Genomic DNA, 19,256 nt, shown 5'->3' on the forward strand with positions numbered 1-19,256 from the left:
CATCACCTTCAATGTAATCTCCATTATCTCCCGGATAATTTCGACAGAACGACCTCTTACCCTAGGGGCAGGCTGGCCCACTGTCCTCGTCTGTTTGAATGAGGTAAACTGCGTCTAGCTAGGGGTGCTGCAAGGGCGGTTAAGCCTCCGAGTATCCACCGTAAGGAGGAGTGCCTGCCGCGTCCTGCAGTTGCGGGATCTTAGGCTACGCCCTTTGGCTCTCTTGCCCGGAATACCCACCTGCCGAAAGATGAGCCGTCGGACAGCGTCCTGCGTGCGCACACCAGGGCCAAACCAAGCGGGAGGGCCGATCAACAATGCAGGTCTCTTTACCGGGCTTGCTGGTGTGCGCGGCTATTTTGGTCGTTGCCTACTATTCCAGGGGAATGCTGATCATAGGCCTGATAGCTTCCCAGGCGTTCGGCGCGACGGCCCTCATGACCCTGACCTTTTTAGGTGGATCATCTCCACTGATCTACACCATGTTTGCGGCCCTGCTCGTCATGGCGGTTACTGCAAGGCGTCGCATCTGGTTCGACCTTGGCAGCGTATTCGGAAGCATCCGCCCTGTTTGGGTTCTCACGAGCCTCATAGCGTACGCAATCATCGGAGCATGGCTGTTTCCAAGATTCTTCGCAGGACAGACCGCCGTCTTCGTACAGTCGAAAACCCGCGGCGCCGTCGTCGAAGCTTCTCTCGCGCCGGTTTCGGGCAACGTTTCCCAGACGGGCTACTTCATTCTTGGCGGGCTCACCGCCATCGCGCTTTGTGCGCTGCTGCTGCACTCCAACAGGATCGATCAGGTCCGCCGCGGCTTCTTTCTGTGGTGCGGTCTGCACACAGGCATGGGGCTGGTCGATTTCATTGGCAAGAACGCTGGGGCGGGAGATTTGCTCTCCCCGATCAGAACCGCGAACTACGCCCTTATAACGGAGGCGGTCGAGGCAGGATTCGTTCGGATCACGGGACCTTTTTCGGAGGCCTCTTCCTTCGCTGGCGTTTCCCTCGCCTGCTTGGCATTCTGCTACACGTACTGGAGAAAGACTAAATCACGCCTTGCCCAGTGGCTGGCAGGCGTCCTGCTCTTCCTGACCATTCTGTCGACATCATCGACCGCCTACGCTGGTCTGATTCTCCTGTGCATTCCGGTCGCCTTCTCGACGTTGCTTTCGGTCCTCAGGGGGAAGGTTCAGCGCGAGGAGATACTGATAACCGCGCTAATGGCCACAGGCGTGGTGGCCATAATAGGCATCAGCCTCTACAATGCCGAGGTCCTAGAACCGTTCGTCAAGCTAATAAACGCCACCATTATCAACAAGGCGGATTCTGCCTCCGGCGAGGAGCGCACCTACTGGAACATCAAGAGCCTGCAATCCTTCCTGGACACCAGTGGCCTTGGCGTCGGTTTCGGCAGTTCGAGGGCATCGAGCTGGCCGATCGCAGTTCTGTCCCAGCTTGGCGTCTTCGGATCGCTCCTGATGACCATCATGCTCGGTGTCGTCGTCCGCGGAATGGGCCGGGTACGCAAATGGGTGGACCCGGAGACCGATGCAGTCGTGACGAGCGTCAGAAACGCTTCCCTCGCCAGCATAGTTGCCGGCTCAGTGTCAGGTGGCGGCGCCGATCCAGGCATTCTCTTCTTCACCGCATTTGCCGTCGTTGCCGCCACGAGGACGCATGCTCGGCGCACCATGGCAGTAAAACGATCAAACTGGCTACTGATCAAGCATAGCGATCAACAAGCTCGCGACGGTGATGGCGAAGCGGTCTTGGCGGAGGCCTCCGGCCGAACTGTGGCGACGATGGGCGCCGGAAAGCGTGCAGGCACAAAACCTTTTGCGATGAGCGGCTTCGCAGCAGGCAATGGCGGCGTCGTGTGGGACAGTAACCCGGGCGCCCCCAGGGACAAGCGTGCTACCAAAAAAGCAAAGCCGTCCCAGCCCCACCGGAAAGCTGCCTCGCGCACTGCCGAGGCAAGAATGCCGGAGTTCATCGCCCCTCAAATGTGCGAGACCCTGTCCCGACCCCCTGGTGGGCGCGAGTGGGTCCACGAGATTAAGCTCGACGGCTATCGAATCCAGCTGCGTGTTCAAGCCGGCGCCGTCACGCTGAAGACGCGCAAAGGCCTGGATTGGACCTACAAGTTTGCGGCAATTGCAAAAGAGGCGTCAAGCCTTCCCGATGTCATCATCGATGGCGAGATCGTGGCGCATGGCGAAAACGGAGCGCCGGATTTTTCCGCCCTACAGGCCGCTTTGTCGCTGAGGAGAACCAATGACCTTGTCTTCTTTGCCTTTGACATATTGTTCGATGACGCTGGCGAGTTGCGGCAAATGCCGCTCTGCGCCCGGAAGGAGCGCCTGAAACAGATGCTAAGCAATGTTCATCATGGGGAGGGCAGTCAGCTCGTCCGTTATGTGGAACACTTCGCAAATAGCGGTCATGCGGCCCTGCGAGTTGCGGGCATCATCTCGAAGAAGATCGATGCGGTGTACGTGTCGGGCAGAAGCGATGGCTGGGCGAAATCAAAATGTCGGTCTGGCCATGAAGTGATTATCGGGGGGTGGTCATCCACCAACGGCAAGTTTCGGTCGTTGTTGGTTGGCGTCAATCGCGGTGACCATTTCGCCTACATTGGCCGGGTAGGGACGGGCTACAGTAAGGCGAAGGTCAAGCAGCTTCTCCCACGTCTAAAGGCTGCCGAGGCTAAGACGTCGCCCTTCGCCGGCAATGGAGCCCCAAAAGAAGATCCGGCCATATTTTGGACCAGACCGGAACTTGTTGCAGAAATCGAAATGGCGGGCTGGACACGCGGTGGCAATGTTAGGCAGGCTGCGTTCAAAGGTTTGCGCGACGACAAGTCAGCAAAAGACCTGGGAGCCGAGCGCCCCGCCTATGCCGGAACATCGAGGCGCCGAACCCTTAAAAAAGGCAAGTAGTTAAGCCGGCTGGCCGGCACAGGGCTCTTGCATAGGAGACGTGCCTCATGGAGGTACCTGATTTGTTGGTTTGGATATTCACAAACAGCGGATTTCAATTGCGGTGGCGGAGAGTGGACGCTCCGGATCTCATGAGATCCGGGTTCTAATGAACGGCTTTTCCGTGGCTCTGTTTGGGCGCTCCAAGTTGAGAGCGTAGTCATTGCCTCTATACTAAGGCCGCTACCAACACTTAGGCCTGCCTCAATCCGACGCCGGGAGTCCCCTGCGAGTTGAGGGAAGCGACTATTCAATTGCGAAGCATCGGGTGGCCGCAGGCGGACCGCGCCGGCAAAGGATGATCCAGGAGCTCTTGCCTTCTGTTGTCAGATCGGCTTCCTATTAGTTTGGCGGGACGTCACCTTTCGGCTCGGACAACTTTACGAGTCGGGCAGACATCGTTTGATGCTGTAAGTCACCGAGTTCGCCACCGCATCCGAGTAGCTGCGAAGCCGGCTGGGCTGACCACCACTTGCCCTTTGTCTTGGTTGCAAAGACAGCCCGTTGGGCACTCATTCCCTAGCGATTGTGCACGAGACGATCTCGCTAGTGAAAGTGGTAGGCGGAAAACAGGTTCCGAAACGCTAACCACTTGCGGTCGCATTAGGATGGCTTGGTCGTGGAACGCAAAGGCGTGATCCGATTTCGTCCCGCGATGCGGTACAGTTAGAGATCAAGCAAAACGTCGCCTTGTGGGCGGCTGCAGCACGCCAGGATGTAGCCTGCCGATTTGTCCTCCAAGGTCAGCCCACCTAGGTCATCCATGACGACTTCGCCCGACAGCTTGGCGATCCGGCACGTACCGCAAACTCCCTGCTGGCAGGCGGTGGGGACGTAGACGCCACATTGGCGCGCCGCTTCCAGCAGGGTCTCTCCGGGCGCGCAGTGATGCGCAATGCCGGAGCGGGCGAAGCGGACTGAAGACGAAACTTTTGAATCCGATACCGAACGCGAAACGTTCCCGCCTCCGAAGCTCTCCTCATGATACTGTGAAGGGGCGAGGCCGATTGCGCCGACGCAGTCGCGCGCCGCCTTCATGTAGGATTCCGGCCCACAGGCAAAAACCGTGCGGCTGTGGAGATCGGGAACCAAGGTCAGAAGTATCTCACTATTAATTCGCCCCGTTGGACCCGTCCATGCCGGGTCTTCCTGACCGCAAATGCAAGTCACTTGAACATTGGGAAAGCGAGCGGCAAGTGCGTCCAGTTCGAGCCGAAAGATGATGTCGTCCGGCGTTCTCGCACTATGAATGAAGCGGATATCCTGGTCGGCTGCGCGGTCGGTAAATGCGCGCAGCATCGACATGACGGGAGTTATCCCGCTGCCACCTGAAAGGAAGAGGGACTTTCCATGCGGCAGATCATCGAGATTGAACGAGCCGAGCGGCCCTTCGATCTCGATCCCATCGCCCGGCAGCAAATTGTCATGGAGCCAATTCGAAACCAGCCCGCCCGGCGTCCGTTTCACGGTAATCTGAAGGTCGAGCGGTCGCGTCGGTGGTGACGAAACAGAGTAGGAGCGCGTCACGGCGGCACCGTTGATCCTCAGGTGCACCAGAACATACTGGCCGGCGCTGAAGCAGAACATTCGATCTGAAGCGGGTGTGAGAACGAATGTTTTCACATCGTGCGTTTCGTCGATCACGCGCCGGCAGAGCACAAGTTGCGGCGTGCTCTGGGCCCACTGCCGATGACGCTTCGTCGGGACGAAGCCGGAAGGCCCAAAGGCGGCGTGTGCGTTCATCGTTCAACTCGGGTTTGAAGTCGAGCCAAGATGCCATTTCAAAACCCGCTGAACAGCCGCGCAATCCTACCTTTATGATCGGCAATTTCGATTAAACTTCCAGTGACATGACAGCCACCTGGAGAGCTCGGATGCCTTTGCGAATAATGGGTTCGTGTTTGCGGCGCGCAAGTATCGCCGTATGGACTGGCTGGTGCAGCGTCGGCGCTCCCTCGACGAGGAACGATGGAAGTTCAGCTGTGAACCTGCGCGCATCATCGCTGCGCATGTAGCAGGTGCCGCCCGTTCGCCGCAGCATGATCTCAGCAAGAGTTTCCGATCCCGTCGAAAGCCGGCAGATCGCCAGTTGGGCCAGGAGTTCTGCGTGCGTCTTTTCCAGCACGGCGGTGTAGCCCGGGCGAATGTAGGTTTCAGGGTCGACGTCGGACAGCGTTCTGGCAGCCGTCGAAACCATCACATATTCCTCCACCATCAAATGTTCGTAGGCGATCTCAGGCAGGTAGCGAGGCGCATAAAGGACGGCGATATCCAGATTTCCCATGCTTAGGTCGCTGACCATCTGGTTCGAATAATCCGACTCGACATGGATCGAGGATTTTGGAAGCGCCTGGCACAATGTCTCGACCCATCCGGGCAGGACCGAGCGGGTCATGCCCACCTGTGCGGCGATGCGCAAGGTGCCCTCGAAACGGTTGAACGCTCGTACGTCGTGTCGAGCTTGCGACCAGGTCGACAGCAAGGACCTGGCGTAGACCTCGAACCGCCGCCCTGCGGCTGTCGGCTCAGCACCGGCGCGCCCGCGCTGAAAGAGCTCCGACCCGATCGCACTCTCCAGATTCTTGATGCGGGTGCTGATCGTCGACTGGGTCAATCCCAACCGATCAGCGGTGCGGTTGAAGTTTCGCGACTCGATGATGTCGAGAAAGGTTTCGATGTGATCTAGCTGCACGCGACCTCCGATCGAAAAAGTCGATCATATTGCGCAGGATCATAAGCTTGATCAAACAATACTCAAGGCCGAAGCTGCACTCGGTGAAATCGGCCGGCAGATCGACCAGGCTGAAGCTACGGAGCTGAGCAACGTGTTCATAGTCGACTGCGATTGTCACAATTACTGGTCAAGCGCGACCGTGTTGGAGCCTTACCTTTCCGGCCTATGGAAGGACATGTTCGTTGAAGGCGAGAAGACAGGTCCCGTTGGCGCCTTCCCGCATGGCCATCGTCCCTGGTTTCATCCGCAGGACTTCTCCCGCAAGGACGTCCGTCCGAAGACGGAAGCCGACAACTATCTCATCATGAAGGAGAAGCACCTCGACAAGTACAAGGTCGATGTGGCGATCCTGACTGGCGATGAGCCGATCGAGGCTTCCACTCTCGCCAATCCCTATTATGCCAGCGCCCTCGTCAGCGCCTATAATGACTACCAGATCGACCAATGGCTGCCGAAGGACGACCGCTTCATGGGCTCGATCGTCATCGCGCCACAGGATCCGAAGCTCGCGGCCGCCGAGATACGCCGCCTGGGCAATCATCCGCGCATGGTTCAGGTTCTTGCCTCGCAAGGCTCCGTCAAGCCCTATGGCGATCCGTTTTACCATCCGATCTATGAAGCATGCGCCGAGGTGGGGCTGCCCTTTGCCATACATCTGGGCGGCCATGGCGGCGTGAATTCGACTGCGATTGCTCCTGCGCCGACGACATTCTTCTGGGAGACCCATGCTATCCTGCACATGTCGGCAATTTCGCACGTCGCAAGCATGATTGCGCATGGCGTCTTCGAAAAATGGCCGGACCTCTACTTCGTCATCATCGAATGCGGCGTGGCCTGGGTGCCGTCGGTATTGTGGCGCCTGGACGCAGATTACAAAGCCCTACGCAAAGAGACGCCATGGCTGAAGATGCTGCCTTCCGAATATTGCCGGCGCAACATCCGCTTTTCCACACAGCCGCTGGAGCAGCCCGCAAATATTCAGCATCTCTGGTCCACTCTCGAGGCGATGGACGGTGAAAACACGCTGATGTTTGCCTCTGATTATCCGCATTGGGACTACGACGATGCCAACACGCTACAAATCCCTCCTGCCTGGAAGAACAAGATCATGGGGCTGAACGCGCTGGAGGTCTACAAGCGCATCCCCCGCGCGCAAGCGGCGAATGCCGCCTGAGGAAGCACACGATGCCTGAGAAGACATACATCTGCAGAGTCGACGAGATCGAAACCGGATCTCCCTTCATCGCCAAGATCCGCAGCCTTTCGGTCGGCGTTTTTCGCATCGGAGATTCATTCCACGCGCTGCTGAATGTTTGTCCGCACCGTGGAGCTCCGCTTTGCGAGGGGCCGCAATGCGGAACAACTGCACCGGTCGAAGAGGCGCAATTCATCTATCACCGCGAAAACGAGATCGTGCGCTGCGCCTGGCATGGCTGGGAATTCGACATCAAATCAGGCGCGGCCCTAGTCGATCCGTCCGTTCGCGCGCGCACGTTTCCAGTCACTGTCGAGGCGGGAAGCATCTATGTGACGGCCTGATTGAGGTGCGGATTTGAGCAGTCAGAAGAAAGGGTGATCGCAGCTAACAAGCAGATTTCTACACAGGTGCGTGACGAACAATAACGCGGAAAATCCGCAATGGGAGAGTCAAATGTCAGAATCTGAATATAAGCTTGGTATCGCTCAAAGCCTGATTGGTCGCGGCAAGATTTCCCGTCGCGACTTCATTCATCTTGGGCTGGCCGCTGGGCTGACGCTCACCGCTGCGGACAAGCTCTTCGTCAGCACGGCGCGGGCCGAACCGCTTCAGGGCGGCTTCGCCAAGCTGGGCATGGCACATGGCGCAACGACAGATTCGATCGATCCAGCCGGCTACCTGGATACGTTCACACAGACCGCGTTCTCGGGCTCGATGTCCAACAGCCTCACCGAGGTCGACGCGAAAGGCAACGTCCAACCGGACCTTGCCGAGAGCTTTGAATCGTCGGACGGGGCCAAAACCTGGGTCTTCAAGCTACGCAAGGGCGCAACCTTCCACAATGGCAAGAATGTCACGGCGGACGACGTCGTGGCTTCGCTGCGCTATCATATGGGCGACGAAACCAAGTCGGCGGCGAAGCCACTGCTTGAGCCTGTGGCGAGCATCAAGGCGGATGGCCCGGAGACGGTTGTCTTCACGTTGAAGAGCGGCAACGCCGATTTCCCCTACATCATGAGTGACTACCATCTGGTCATCATGCCGTCCAAGGACGGCAAGGCGGATTGGGGATCGGGCGTTCGCACCGGAGCTTTCGTGCTCGAGAATTTCCAGCCCGGCGTTTCGGCCAAACTCAAGCGCAATCCGAACTATTTCAAGAACGGCAAACCCTACCTCGATGAGGTGGAGTTCATCGCCATCACCGATCTCGCCGCCCGCATGGCCGCGCTATCGACAGGGGAGGTGGACTATATTGGCCGTGCCGACCTCAAGACACTCGGCATGCTGAAACGCAACCCCAAGGTGGAGATCGTCGAGGTCACCGGCTATGGCCACTATACCTTACCGATGAATGTCACGATGGCGCCGTTCGACAATCCGGACGTCCGAATGGCTTTGAAATGGGCGATCAACCGTCAGGAGATCGTCGACAAAATCTTTCTCGGTCACGCCACCGTGGCCAACGACAACCCGATCGCGCCGGCGATCAAATTCGCCACCAATCCGCAGCCGCAGCACAGTTTCGATCCGGAAAAAGCCAAGCATTACCTGAAAAAGGCAGGAATGGAAAAACTGAAGGTGGACCTCTCGGTCGCCGATGCCGCTTTTGCAGGCGCGGTGGATGCGGCTGCGCTCATCCGCGAGACGGCAGCCCAGTGCGGCATCGACGTAAACGTCGTGCGTGAGGCCGAGGACGCCTACTGGGACAATGTCTGGCTCAAGAAACCTTGGTGCGCTTCGTATTGGAGCGGTCGCGCGACAGCCGACTGGATGTTCACGCAAGCCTTTGCCGCAGACTCCAGCTGGAACGAGTCGTTCTGGAAGAATCCCCGCTTCAACGAATTGCTTGTCCAGGCGCGCGCCGAAACGGACGAGGCCAAGCGGGCGGCAATGTATGCCGAGATGCAGCAACTGACCCATGATGATGGCGGCAGCATCGTGCTGGTCTTCAACAATTTCGTCAGCGCCAAATCCAACAAGCTCGCACATGGCGAAGTGGCGCCGAACTGGGAGAATGATGGATTGAAGATGGCCGAACGCTGGTGGATCGCCACTGCGTGAGAGTGCGGGCCGGACCCGCGATGGCTACTGGGCTCCGGCTTGCAGCCGCGGGCCCTGCCTGGTGTGGCAGGGCAGCGACGGCAACGGGAAACGCGTGCAAATGAACCCCGTCGCAAGAACGGTCCTGCAACGCCTTGGCCTCGGCCTGGTCACGCTGTTCATCGTGTCCATCATTATCTTCTCTGCGATTGCAATGCTGCCGGGCGATTTCGCCAAGGCGATGCTCGGGCAATCCGCGACACCCGAAACGGTCGCCGCCTTCCAGCGAGAAATCGGCATCGACCGTCCGCCTGTCGAGCGCTACTTCGTCTGGGTCGGGCAAATGCTCCACGGTGATTTCGGCTCTTCATTCGCCAGTCGCACCGGGTACCGGCGTACCGTCGCCGAGATCATCGCGCCACGCCTCTACAATACGATGTTCCTTGCATCGATGACCGCGCTGATTGCAGTTCCGCTAGCCCTGGGACTGGGCATCCTCGCTGCGCTCTACCGCAATGGCTGGTTCGACCGGCTGGTGAACGCAGTGACGCTGACAACGATTTCGTTCCCGGAGTTTTTCGTCGCCTATATGCTTGCCTATCTCGTCATCTCGCGCGACACGTTCATCGGATCCGAGTTCGCACAATCACTGCCACACTGGCTTGCGGTCTCATTGAACTGGATACTCAATGCAGTTCCCAAGTTCCCGACATTGTCGAATGTGAACGACCAGACGCCGTTCTGGGAGCATGTTTGGAGAGTAGCCTTGCCGGCAATCACGCTTACGCTCGTCATCGTCGCCCATATGATGCGCATGACACGAGCGGCGATCATCAACATGCTGGCAAGCCCCTATATCGACATGGCGCGTCTCAAGGGAATGTCGCCCATGACAATCGTACTCAGGCATGCGTTGCCCAACGCATGGGCTCCGATCGTCACTGTGGTGGCGTTCAATCTGGCTTATCTCGTCGTCGGAGTGGTCGTGGTCGAAGTGGTGTTCGTCTATCCCGGCATTGGTCAGCTGATGGTTGATGCGGTCAAATCCAGGGATGTTCCGGTCGTCCAGGCCTGCGCCCTGATTTTCGCGGCGACCTATATCCTCCTCAATCTAACAGCCGACATCATTTCCATCGCCACCAATCCCAGGCTCCTGCATCCACGATGACCAGCTACGAACCCATCGCTCAGGTTCACAGGCTGAGGCGCTCGCGCGTCACCCGGGCCAAAACGGCGCTGAAGAAGGCACCCTTCAGTGCCTGGTTCGGCATCCTCGTGATCATCGGCTATGTCATCGTTGCGATCTTCGCGCACTGGATCGCCCCATATGGCGAAACGCAGGTCTTCAGCGAAGCCTTCGCGCCGTGGAGCCAGCAGTTCAAATTGGGAACCGACCAGCTCGGCCGCGATATGCTCACACGCTTGATTTATGGTGCGCGCAACACCATCGGTATCGCCGTCGCGACGACACTGTTGTCCTTCGCAGTCGGCGTCTCGCTAGGCCTTCTAGCCGCATTGTACAGAGGATGGCTCGACCAGATACTGTCGCGTGCGGTGGACGTGTTGATGTCGATCCCAAGCCTGATCTTCGCCCTGGTGCTGCTTTCGATCTTCGGCTCGTCGATCACCAGCCTGATAATCATCATTGCGCTGCTCGATTCTACCCGTGTCTTTCGGCTCGCACGCGCTGTCGGGCTTAACGTGGCAGTAATGGAATACGTCGAAGTGGCGCGATTGCGCGGCGAAGGCCCGAAATGGATCATCGCCAAGGAAATCCTTCCCAACGTGATGCCCCCGCTGGTCGCGGAATTCGGCTTGCGATTTTGCTTCGTGTTCCTCACGATCGCGGCACTGTCCTTCCTGGGCGTCGGTATTCAGCCACCGACCGCCGATTGGGGATCGATGGTGCGCGAGAATGCGACCCTGATCACCTACGGCGATGTCACGCCGCTGCTGCCGGCCGGCGCGATTGCCCTCCTCACTGTCTCCGTGAATTTCGTCGTCGACTGGTTCCTCCACGCAACAAGTGGGTTGCGGGATGAAAAATAGCGCCCCCGGATTGCGCGAAAAAGGCAAGGATCTGCTTCAGATCCGCAATTTGCATGTGGAGGGTTTCTCGGATGAGCGGTGGCACCCCATTGTCCGCGGGGTCGATTTGGCGCTGAAGCGGGGGGAGGTTCTTGGCCTGATCGGCGAGTCAGGTGCCGGAAAATCCACCATCGGCCTCGCCGCGATGGGCTACGCCAAGCCGGGCTGCCGGATCACAAAGGGCTCGATCCTGTTCGACGGTATCGATCTTCTGGCAATCAGCGAAACAGGACGTCGCCGCCTCCGAGGCTCGCGCATCGCCTATGTCGCGCAAAGCGCCGCGGCCTCTTTCAATCCAGCCCACCGACTCCTCGATCAGACTGTCGAAACTGTGGTGGCTCATGGGATTGCCAGCCGAGAAAAAGCGAACCGGAGTGCGGTCGATCTCTATCGCCGTCTTCAGCTTCCAGATCCGGAGACCATCGGCTTTCGCTATCCTCATCAGGTTTCCGGCGGACAGTTGCAACGGGCAATGACCGCGATGGCAATGGCTTGCCATCCGGACCTCATCGTCTTCGACGAACCAACGACAGCGCTCGATGTGACGACACAGGTCGAAGTTCTCGCCTCCATTCGCAATATCGTGGAGGAATTCAACACCGCTGCAATCTATGTGACGCATGACCTGGCGGTGGTGGCGCAAATGGCGGACCGCATCATGGTTTTGCGCCATGGACTTACCGTGGAGGAGGCAGAAACGCGCCAGATGCTCGCCTCGCCCAGCCAGGAGTATACCAGAACGCTCTGGGCCGTGCGCAAGCTCGCAAAGCCCGAAGTTCCGGCCGATGACTATCTGCTTACGATAGACAACGTCACGGCGGCCTACGGCCGAGCGGTCAAGGTGCTTCAGGATGTCTCCATCAAAGTTCCACGTGGAAGAACAGTGGCCGTGGTCGGCGAATCCGGTTCCGGGAAATCGACGCTCGCCCGCGTCGTTACCGGCCTGCTGCCACCGCTTTCGGGGTCGATTTCCTTTGCCGGCCAGACCCTTTCCAAGACCCTGAAGACGCGCCCAAAAGAGATCCTGCGCCGCATACAGATGATTTATCAAATGCCCGACAACGCACTAAATCCGCGCCAGACGGTCGAAGAAGTCATAGCTCGGCCGCTTGAGTTCTACCTTGGCCTCCAGGGTGCGCAGAGGGACCGGCGGATCGACGAACTCATGCACATGGTCGAGATGAGCGAAACTTACCTTGACCGTCTGCCGGCCGAACTATCGGGGGGTCAGAAGCAGCGCGTTTGCATCGCTCGGGCCTTGGCCGCCGACCCGGAACTCATTATCTGCGACGAAATCACGTCCGCGCTCGACCAGATTGTGCAAGAGGAAATTCTGAAGCTGTTAATGCGGCTTCAGCGCGACCTCGGCATGAGCTACATTTTCATCACCCATGACATTGCCACCGTGCGAGCCATCGCCGACGAAATTGTGGTCATGCACCAGGGTAAAGTCGTTGAGCAGGGATTAAAGAGCGAAATTCTCACGCCGCCGCATGCACCCTATACCGAACGGCTTTTGTCCTCCGTGCCGGAAATGGATCCGGACTGGCTCACAAGGCTGCTCGCCAGCCGGAGGATGTGATCGTCGGGCAAAGTGTTCTTCCATATCGCCAGGACTTATAGGCTTCGCGGTGGGCGCTGGGCGAAGCAGCGGTCGATCGCACCGTCCATACGAGGATAGCGAGCCTTTGCCGCCGTTCGGCTTCTGAAATGATGATTGAACACGCGCAATTCGGGAGCCAATAGTCCATGCCAACAAGAAGCGATGCTAGTGAAGCGCGCCGGTGGTTTGCCGAAGACCTGCGTGTCTCGTCACCGGTCTTGCACAACCCTGCGGTCATCGAGGCCTTCGCAAAGGTTCCGCGCGAACACTACCTTGGCAACGGACCATGGCGTATCCATTCGAGATTGCAGATCGGGGCGGTCCATACCAGCCCTTCAGCCGCACTTCATGAGATTTACCACGACGTTCTGGTCTCACTTGACGAAAAGCGCGGATTAAACAGCGGTTTGCCGTCGCTTTGGGCCTTGGTTTTCGACCATGTGAACATCGCTCCCGGCCAGACCGTCCTTCAGGTAGGCGCCGGTGTCGGCTATTTCACCGCCATCCTCGCTGAACTGACGGGTTCTGAAGGACGCGTGATTGCCTATGAGATCGACGAAGAACTCGCCCGGCGCGCGCAAAGCAATCTTGCTCATTATGCCCATGTCGAAGTGGTATCCGGTGATGCAACGCAGGCAGTTGATCTGCCGGACCTCGATGTCGTTGTCGCCTTTGCCGGAGTGACGCACGTGCCGGAACGGTGGCTTTCAAATTTGTCCGACGCTGGCCGGATGGCGCTGCCGTTCACGGGCGAAGACCAACGAGGCTTCATGATGCTTCTGGAAAGGGCTGGCGATACCTTTCCCGTACGATCACTTGTGCCATGCGGGTTTTACCCCTGCAGCGGAGCCAGGCGCAGTGACGAAGAAAAGGCCTTGATGGCCGCCCTCAAGGCTGCGCGAGGCAAGGTTACCCGTCTCGCGCAATATCACCGAGGGCGACCAAAAAATGGCAGCGAGAACGCTTGGTTGGTGACCGACACATACTGGATTTCGAAAGCCTAGAGATCGATGTCGAACTTGCGTGTCACCGTAGTAGCGTGCGGCACGGCATTCCACGAACGATCTATACCATCGGGAGCGGTCCGAAACATCATTGCGTCCTGAGTTTCCCCGATCCGCGCGTGCGGATTGCAGGCGCGGTCCTGGCCGGCTGCAGCACAGGCTTTCTCTTGTCCGACGACTGACCAGACCCACGCGGGGTTGAAAGCGGCGGTGCTGTCTTGGTCAGGCCGGACGGCTTTGTCGCGTGGCGGTCATCGCACGGCGTGCCTGACCGTACAGGTGCTGATCGAAACACTTGACGGGTTTGGTTTCCGCACGCAGGCACACGAACACCGTCGGTGAGCGCGCGGATACCTCCTGCGTTCCGCCGCGCCGATGGGCCACCGTGGCCTTGGCAGACCGAATGTCGCCATTACCGCAAATGGTCAATCAAACCGTTCAGCAGGAGCAGCAACGCCCCAGCGACGACAGCCGCGGCGGCATCGTCCAGCATAATGCCGGCCCCACCCCTTACCTTGTCGTGCATGATACGGATGGGCCAAGGCTTGACGACGTCGAAAAACCGGAAAGCAAGGAAGCCTGCTGCCCACCAGAGTGGGTCGATCGGAAGCATGGAAAGTGTCGCGGCGGCGCCGAAGGTCTCATCGATGACGACGATCTGCGGGTCCTCCGTCCCGGTTCGGGAGATGACATGCGACGACGCCCATACGCCGACGGCGAACAGGGCCGCATAGGCAAGCACAGTCAGCCAAGGCGATGCCGGTATCAGAGCTGCGGCAACAGCCACTCCAACCATTGCGCCGGCCGTGCCCGGCCATATTGGAGATAATCCCGCGCCAAGAGAGGTCGCGAGCAGGTAAGCAAACTTGGGTGAAAATCTATGCATCGAGTTTCGGCCGGCTTCCGACGGATGGCAAGCAGTCATAGTCACATCGTTCGGGCGCGGCCGCCAGACCGCCGGTCGATTTGCGCCGTCGGCTTGGCGAGCGCCTTAATCCGCCGGCCGCATTCGCCGAAAGAAATCGCTGTTGCGGCGAGTTGGGAATGTTGCTGAGCCCGGTCTCGGCCCGCTTTGACCAATTGGAACGGTAGCGACGGTGGAACAAACCCGCAAATTGCTGGTAAAGCTCGGTGAAACGACATCATCAGAGGAGCCGCCATGATCGCCGGTCTCATGAAAAGTCGCATCGACCCGCTATGGGAGCAGGCCGCTTCTCCGCTGATCGGGATCGGCATGACGCCGAACCAGGTTACGGCCAGTGGGCTCGTGCTAGTCGCTTTGTCGTCGGCGGCCTACGTCTATCACCATTCAAGCCTTGCCTTTGGCCTTTGCCTGGCGTTTGCCTTCACCTTCGATGCGCTGGACGGTGCTGTCGCCCGCCGAACAAATATGATCACCAAGGCCGGTGGCTATTTCGACGCTGTCGTCGACCGCTATCAGGAATTGGCCGTCTTTGCGGCTATCGGCTGGGTCGCCGATCTGTGGGCGATCGCAATGGTCGCGTTCGCCGGCGGGATACTCACAAGTTACGCCAAGGCGCGGACGGCGCTGGAAATCCCTGTGGAAAACCATGGTTGGCCGGATTTCTTCGAGCGGATGGAACGTCTGGTTTTCATTTGCGTGCTGCTCGCCGCCGACGGAGTCGCGGCCGCCCTGGGCGCGGCATCGCCCTGGATTCTGGCGGGTGGGTTCGCGCTTTACGCAGTGCTGGCCAACGCCACAGCGCTGCAACGGATCAGTCGCGCATTCACGATGCTGAAACGAGCCGACGGAAAGCAGCCGTGAGACTGCAGCCCACTTGCGCGTAGTCTCACATGAAGGTATATCATGCTTCACATGAGGAGGCAGTGATGATGCTGGCGTTCGGAAATGTCGCCGACGTGCTGGGCTTGCCGCCCAAGGAAACGGCTGCACGGTCGCCATTCGGGCTGATGGCTCGAATTGAAGACGGATTGCCCATCGGCGCGCTCGAACGCGTCTCACAATTGCTGGCACCGGCCGATGCCCAGTTCAAATATCGCCTCGTTCCAAAGGCAACCTATGAACGTCGCAAGAGGGGTGCTCTTCGACTGTCTTCGGAAGAGGGCATGCGGGTGGCACGAGTTGCTCGTGTATGGGACTTGGCCCTCGACGTCTGGAAGGTCGAAGATGAGGCTCGTGACTTTCTATTTCGGCCTCATCCCATGCTGGAAGACCGGCGCCCGATCGAAATGGTCATCCAAAACGAGATCGGCGCCGAGCTGGTGATCGATATCCTTGCAGGCCTGAAGTACGGCACCGCCGCTTGACGGCGCAGATACTCGATCGGACGCTGCTGTGCTTCAGGATCGGCGATCCTGCCGGCACTTATCCGATCTTTGACGCGACGGGCTCGACGATTGCGCCCGGCCGCTGGAACACGCCCGGCAGCCCGGTGATCTACGCCAGCGAGCATTATTCGACTGCCTTGCTGGAAAAGCTAGTGCACGGCAGCGGCAGACTGCCGCCCAACCAGCACTACGTCCAGATCATGGTTCCGCGCGGGCTGAGCTACGAGACCTTTTCTCAGCCGTCGCTGCCGGGTTGGGACGTAATGCCGGCAAAGGTGAGCAAGGAATTCGGTGAGACTTGGTGTATCGAGCGCCGCAGCGCGATCGTAATCGTACCAAGCGTCGTGGCTCGCCTCGACAACAACGTGTTGATCAATCCGGCCCATCCGGAGTTTGCCTTGATCACAGCCAGCCTGCATCAGCCCGTGTATTGGGACAGGCGGCTGTTCGGTTCCTGAGCGGGGCCGGGAGGGGAGGTTCCTGCCTCCTGCGGTCGATTGCTCAAACTCGTCAGCGCCAGCCCAAGCCCGGAGCGACATGGGTCAGGATCGCCTCGATGACGTGGGCATTGTAGTCGACGCCGAGCTGATTGGGGACGGTAAGCAGCAGCGTATCGGCCTCGGCGATGGCTTCGTCGCCCTTTAGCTGCTCGATCAGGACGTCCGGTTCGGCGGCATAGGAGCGGCCGAAGACGGCAAGCCTGTCTGCCTCGATGTAACCGAAATGATCTCCGCTTTGGTTGCCGCCGAAATAGGCCCGGTCGCGATCGTCGACAAGCGCAAAAATGCTCCGGCTGACCGACACCCGCGGCTCGCGCGTGTGTCCGGCCGCCTTCCAGGCCTCACGAAAAGCCCGGATCTGTTCGGCCTGCTGGATGTGAAACGGCTTTCCGCCCTCGTCGAATTTGAGCGTGGAGCTCTGCAGGTTCATCCCCAGTTTCGCCGCCCATTCGGCGGTGGCGTTTGTGGCGGCGCCCCACCAGATGCGCTCGCGCAGGCCCTCCGAGTGCGGCTCGACGCGAAGCAGGCCAGGCGGGTTGGGAAACATCGGCCGCGGGTTGGGCTGCGCAAAGCCTTTGCCCAGCAACACTTCGAGCAGCACTCCGGTGTGTCTGCGGGCCATGTCGGCATCGCTCTCGCCCTCTTGCGGGGCGTAGCCGAAGTAGCGCCATCCCTCGATTACCTGCTCCGGCGAGCCGCGGCTGATGCCCAGTTGCAGACGCCCTCCGGCGATTAGGTCGGCGGCACCGGCGTCCTCCGCCATATAGAGCGGGTTCTCGTAACGCATGTCGATCACCGCCGTGCCGATCTCGATTTGGCTGGTCTTCGCCCCAACCGCTGCCAGCAGCGGGAAGGGCGAGGCGAGCTGGCGCGCGAAGTGATGCACGCGGAAATACGCGCCGTCCGCACCCAGCTCCTCGGCCGCGACGGCCAGCTCGACGGACTGCAAAAGCGCATCGGCTGCCGTCCGCGTCTGTGATTGCGGCGAGGGCGTCCAGTGCCCGAACGAGAGGAAACCAATCTTCTTCATGAAATAGCCAGCCTAGTGGGAAGACAGGTGCAGACTATGCTTCGACGCAGAGCAAAGCATCCCGAAATCGGTACCGACGGCCCAGTTTGAGGTGAACGGTCCGTTGTTGATCAGCGATGCCGTCAATGGCGAGCCTGTTGCCGGCGCGAGCGCATCTAGGAAGGTGCCGCGAACGCGAGCACTATCGCGATGAGGATCAACAGCGGCCCCATCCATTTAAAATGGGTTCCAAAGTTGGTCCACCATGCCTGCTTCTGGCCGGGGCGAGCTTGAGAGGGGTCCGGGAAAAATCCGAAGCCGACGCCAGCCATCCACAACCCGGTGCAGAACATGATGAACTCGTCGATGTAATCCGCAACCACGCTTCGAAGCTTTCGAATTTATGCCGCCGCTACATGCGCCGAATTCGAGCCAATATAGTTACGGATCGTTTCGATGATCCGGTCCTGGTCAGCCTCGCTCAGATAGGGATGCATCGGCAGGCACAGGATGCGCTTCGGCAGCTCTTCCGAAACGGCAAGGCCGGTCGGGGTGCGCGGATAATCGCGATAGGCAATCTGGCTGTGCAGCGGTTTCACATAGTAGATGACCGACGGAATGCCCTTTTCACCGAGATGTGCCTTGAGCCCGTCGCGTTTCGGCGTTTCGATGGCGTATTGCGCCCAGGCCGAGCGGCGGCCGCCCAGATTGCGTGCCGCCTTGACGATATCGCCGAGACCTTCGGCATAGCGATTGGCGACCGCTTGCCGCGCCACCATCTCCTCCTCGAGGATGGCCAGCTTCTCTATCAGGATCGCCGCCTGAAGCGTGTCGAGCCGTGAATTGATGCCGACGCGGACATTGTCGTATTGCGTTTCGCCTTTGCCGTGAAAGGCGAACGAGCGCAGCTGTTCGGCCAGCGCATCGTCATTGGTGAACATCGCACCGCCGTCGCCATAGCAGCCGAGCGGCTTTGCCGGATAGAAGCTGGTCGAGCCAACGGTGCCGAACGAGCCGCACATTTTGCCGTCGGCCGAGCCGCCGGTCGCCTGCGCCGCATCCTCGATGACCATCAGGCCTTCGCGATCGGCGATGGCCATGATCGCCTCGTAATCGGCGGCGAGGCCAAACAGGTCGACGGGAATGATTGCCTTCGGCCTCAGCCGGCCTTCCGCCTTGATCATGGCGATTGCCGCCTCGAGGCTGGCGGTGTCGATATTGTAGCTGTCGGCATCGACATCGACGAACACCGGTTCGGCCTTGGTCAGCGCCACCACTTCGGCCGTGGCGGCAAAAGTGAAGCTCGGCACGAACACCGCGTCGCCCGGGCCGATGCCGGCGGCAAACAGCGGCAACAGCAGCGCATCGGTGCCGTTGGCGCAAGCGACCACGTGCTTGGTGCCGATATAGGCGGCGAGCTTGTTTTCGAATTCGGTGACCTGCGGCCCGAGGATATAGCGGCCTTCGTCGACGACCCGGTCGATTGCCGCTTTCAGCCTGTCGCGGATGCGTTCGCGCTGCGCGCCAAGATCGATGAACTGCATGTCGGCCTCAAACGGTTTAGTCAGATAACCGGCCGCTGGTAGCAGACTTGGCACGGCCGAGAAAGCCGCAGGGCAAAACCCTGAATTGCTCAAATGTCGCAGCCTGTTACCGCTGACTTCCGACCTGCCCTCTTAAACGCGGGGAAATCCGGGCTTCGGCCGGCTCGATATGGACCTTCACAGCCCGTCCCGCCGGGTCGACGAAACATAAAGTGATCGCGGCAGACAGTCCTTGAGCGTGTTGCCAG

The 19,256-nt window shown here is 59.4% G+C and carries 17 protein-coding genes and 1 pseudogene; 12 read left to right on the plus strand and 6 right to left on the minus strand.

The genetic code is table 11. The features are described 5' to 3' along the window. Nucleotides 1–317 precede the first annotated feature (317 nt). Nucleotides 318–2,939 (plus strand): non-homologous end-joining DNA ligase, encoded by a 2,622-nt coding sequence (gene ligD / locus NKH78_RS28605; protein ID WP_352738788.1) that lies wholly within the window; start codon nucleotides 318–320, stop codon nucleotides 2,937–2,939. A gap of 705 nt (nucleotides 2,940–3,644) precedes the next feature. Here ligD and NKH78_RS28610 read toward each other — a convergent pair. Further along, complete coding sequence (locus NKH78_RS28610; RefSeq protein WP_352778703.1) at nucleotides 3,645–4,721, minus strand: FAD-binding oxidoreductase; 1,077 nt, start codon at nucleotides 4,719–4,721, stop codon at nucleotides 3,645–3,647. Between the two features lie 91 nt (nucleotides 4,722–4,812). Continuing rightward, entirely contained in the window at nucleotides 4,813–5,670 is an 858-nt protein-coding gene (locus NKH78_RS28615) for a LysR family transcriptional regulator (protein ID WP_352738793.1), read from the minus strand. 133 nt (nucleotides 5,671–5,803) lie between these two features. On the opposite strand from NKH78_RS28615, the gene NKH78_RS28620 reads away from it, so the two are divergent. The 8 genes and pseudogenes from NKH78_RS28620 to NKH78_RS28655 form a co-directional block, all read left to right on the plus strand. After that, the gene (locus tag NKH78_RS28620; RefSeq protein ID WP_352507560.1) at nucleotides 5,804–6,886 is read left to right on the plus strand and encodes an amidohydrolase family protein; all 1,083 of its coding nucleotides are present in this window, start codon (nucleotides 5,804–5,806) and stop codon (nucleotides 6,884–6,886) included. 11 nt (nucleotides 6,887–6,897) lie between these two features. After that, nucleotides 6,898–7,251: a Rieske (2Fe-2S) protein gene (locus NKH78_RS28625; RefSeq protein WP_292653661.1), complete on the plus strand. Its 354-nt coding sequence runs from the start codon at nucleotides 6,898–6,900 to the stop codon at nucleotides 7,249–7,251. 112 nt (nucleotides 7,252–7,363) lie between these two features. Then, on the plus strand, nucleotides 7,364–8,971 hold the full coding sequence (locus NKH78_RS28630) for an ABC transporter substrate-binding protein (RefSeq protein WP_352479459.1): 1,608 nt from the start codon (nucleotides 7,364–7,366) through the stop codon (nucleotides 8,969–8,971). Between the two features lie 100 nt (nucleotides 8,972–9,071). Next, nucleotides 9,072–10,118: an ABC transporter permease gene (locus NKH78_RS28635; RefSeq protein WP_352507561.1), complete on the plus strand. Its 1,047-nt coding sequence runs from the start codon at nucleotides 9,072–9,074 to the stop codon at nucleotides 10,116–10,118. After that, nucleotides 10,115–10,999 (plus strand): ABC transporter permease, encoded by an 885-nt coding sequence (locus tag NKH78_RS28640; protein WP_352507562.1) that lies wholly within the window; start codon nucleotides 10,115–10,117, stop codon nucleotides 10,997–10,999. Before NKH78_RS28635 ends, NKH78_RS28640 begins: the two co-directional genes overlap by 4 nt. Continuing rightward, complete coding sequence (locus tag NKH78_RS28645; RefSeq protein WP_352507563.1) at nucleotides 10,989–12,620, plus strand: ABC transporter ATP-binding protein; 1,632 nt, start codon at nucleotides 10,989–10,991, stop codon at nucleotides 12,618–12,620. Before NKH78_RS28640 ends, NKH78_RS28645 begins: the two co-directional genes overlap by 11 nt. 167 nt (nucleotides 12,621–12,787) lie before the next feature. Continuing rightward, the gene (locus tag NKH78_RS28650; RefSeq protein ID WP_352507564.1) at nucleotides 12,788–13,645 is read left to right on the plus strand and encodes a protein-L-isoaspartate O-methyltransferase family protein; all 858 of its coding nucleotides are present in this window, start codon (nucleotides 12,788–12,790) and stop codon (nucleotides 13,643–13,645) included. Nucleotides 13,646–13,848: 203 nt separating this feature from the next. Beyond that, a pseudogene (locus NKH78_RS28655) lies at nucleotides 13,849–13,944 on the plus strand (aromatic-ring hydroxylase C-terminal domain-containing protein); the annotation flags it as partial. Between the two features lie 113 nt (nucleotides 13,945–14,057). Here NKH78_RS28655 and NKH78_RS28660 read toward each other — a convergent pair. Beyond that, nucleotides 14,058–14,570 carry a phosphatidylglycerophosphatase A family protein gene (locus NKH78_RS28660; protein ID WP_352507565.1) on the minus strand — a complete coding sequence of 171 codons (513 nt, stop codon included), beginning with the start codon at nucleotides 14,568–14,570 and terminating at the stop codon, nucleotides 14,058–14,060. Between the two features lie 234 nt (nucleotides 14,571–14,804). Between NKH78_RS28660 and NKH78_RS28665 the strand changes: the two genes are divergently transcribed. The 3 genes from NKH78_RS28665 to NKH78_RS28675 all read left to right on the plus strand — a co-directional run bounded on the left by NKH78_RS28665 (nucleotide 14,805) and on the right by NKH78_RS28675 (nucleotide 16,413). Further along, nucleotides 14,805–15,431, plus strand: coding sequence for a CDP-alcohol phosphatidyltransferase family protein (locus NKH78_RS28665; RefSeq protein ID WP_352507566.1), 627 nt, complete (start codon nucleotides 14,805–14,807; stop codon nucleotides 15,429–15,431). Nucleotides 15,432–15,499: 68 nt separating this feature from the next. Further along, complete coding sequence (locus NKH78_RS28670) at nucleotides 15,500–15,934, plus strand: Xre family toxin-antitoxin system antitoxin (RefSeq protein ID WP_254819913.1); 435 nt, start codon at nucleotides 15,500–15,502, stop codon at nucleotides 15,932–15,934. Further along, the gene (locus NKH78_RS28675; protein WP_352507567.1) at nucleotides 15,931–16,413 is read left to right on the plus strand and encodes an RES family NAD+ phosphorylase; all 483 of its coding nucleotides are present in this window, start codon (nucleotides 15,931–15,933) and stop codon (nucleotides 16,411–16,413) included. Before NKH78_RS28670 ends, NKH78_RS28675 begins: the two co-directional genes overlap by 4 nt. Before the next feature lie 52 nt (nucleotides 16,414–16,465). On the opposite strand, the gene NKH78_RS28680 is transcribed toward NKH78_RS28675, so the two are convergent. The 3 genes from NKH78_RS28680 to NKH78_RS28690 form a co-directional block, all read right to left on the minus strand. After that, nucleotides 16,466–17,485, minus strand: a complete 1,020-nt coding sequence (locus NKH78_RS28680) for an LLM class flavin-dependent oxidoreductase (protein ID WP_352738798.1) — start codon at nucleotides 17,483–17,485, stop codon at nucleotides 16,466–16,468. Between the two features lie 155 nt (nucleotides 17,486–17,640). Then, nucleotides 17,641–17,847, minus strand: a complete 207-nt coding sequence (locus NKH78_RS28685; RefSeq protein WP_352738799.1) for a hypothetical protein — start codon at nucleotides 17,845–17,847, stop codon at nucleotides 17,641–17,643. Nucleotides 17,848–17,865: 18 nt separating this feature from the next. Next, entirely contained in the window at nucleotides 17,866–19,008 is a 1,143-nt protein-coding gene (locus NKH78_RS28690) for a DegT/DnrJ/EryC1/StrS family aminotransferase (protein WP_352738801.1), read from the minus strand. Nucleotides 19,009–19,256 lie beyond the last annotated feature (248 nt).

Source organism: Mesorhizobium sp. M0910 (assembly GCF_040319465.1).
Classification (GTDB): Bacteria; Pseudomonadota; Alphaproteobacteria; order Rhizobiales; family Rhizobiaceae; genus Mesorhizobium.

Coding starts and splice junctions, on each gene's coding strand:
- ligD (WP_352738788.1), top strand. CDS start 318: ATGCAGGTCTCTTTACCGGGCTTGCTGGTGTGCGCGGCTATTTTGGTC.
- NKH78_RS28610 (WP_352778703.1), bottom strand. CDS start 4,721: ATGAACGCACACGCCGCCTTTGGGCCTTCCGGCTTCGTCCCGACGAAG.
- NKH78_RS28625 (WP_292653661.1), top strand. CDS start 6,898: ATGCCTGAGAAGACATACATCTGCAGAGTCGACGAGATCGAAACCGGA.
- NKH78_RS28630 (WP_352479459.1), top strand. CDS start 7,364: ATGTCAGAATCTGAATATAAGCTTGGTATCGCTCAAAGCCTGATTGGT.
- NKH78_RS28635 (WP_352507561.1), top strand. CDS start 9,072: ATGAACCCCGTCGCAAGAACGGTCCTGCAACGCCTTGGCCTCGGCCTG.
- NKH78_RS28640 (WP_352507562.1), top strand. CDS start 10,115: ATGACCAGCTACGAACCCATCGCTCAGGTTCACAGGCTGAGGCGCTCG.
- NKH78_RS28645 (WP_352507563.1), top strand. CDS start 10,989: ATGAAAAATAGCGCCCCCGGATTGCGCGAAAAAGGCAAGGATCTGCTT.
- NKH78_RS28650 (WP_352507564.1), top strand. CDS start 12,788: ATGCCAACAAGAAGCGATGCTAGTGAAGCGCGCCGGTGGTTTGCCGAA.
- NKH78_RS28660 (WP_352507565.1), bottom strand. CDS start 14,570: ATGACTGCTTGCCATCCGTCGGAAGCCGGCCGAAACTCGATGCATAGA.
- NKH78_RS28665 (WP_352507566.1), top strand. CDS start 14,805: ATGATCGCCGGTCTCATGAAAAGTCGCATCGACCCGCTATGGGAGCAG.
- NKH78_RS28670 (WP_254819913.1), top strand. CDS start 15,500: ATGCTGGCGTTCGGAAATGTCGCCGACGTGCTGGGCTTGCCGCCCAAG.
- NKH78_RS28680 (WP_352738798.1), bottom strand. CDS start 17,485: ATGAAGAAGATTGGTTTCCTCTCGTTCGGGCACTGGACGCCCTCGCCG.
- NKH78_RS28690 (WP_352738801.1), bottom strand. CDS start 19,008: ATGCAGTTCATCGATCTTGGCGCGCAGCGCGAACGCATCCGCGACAGG.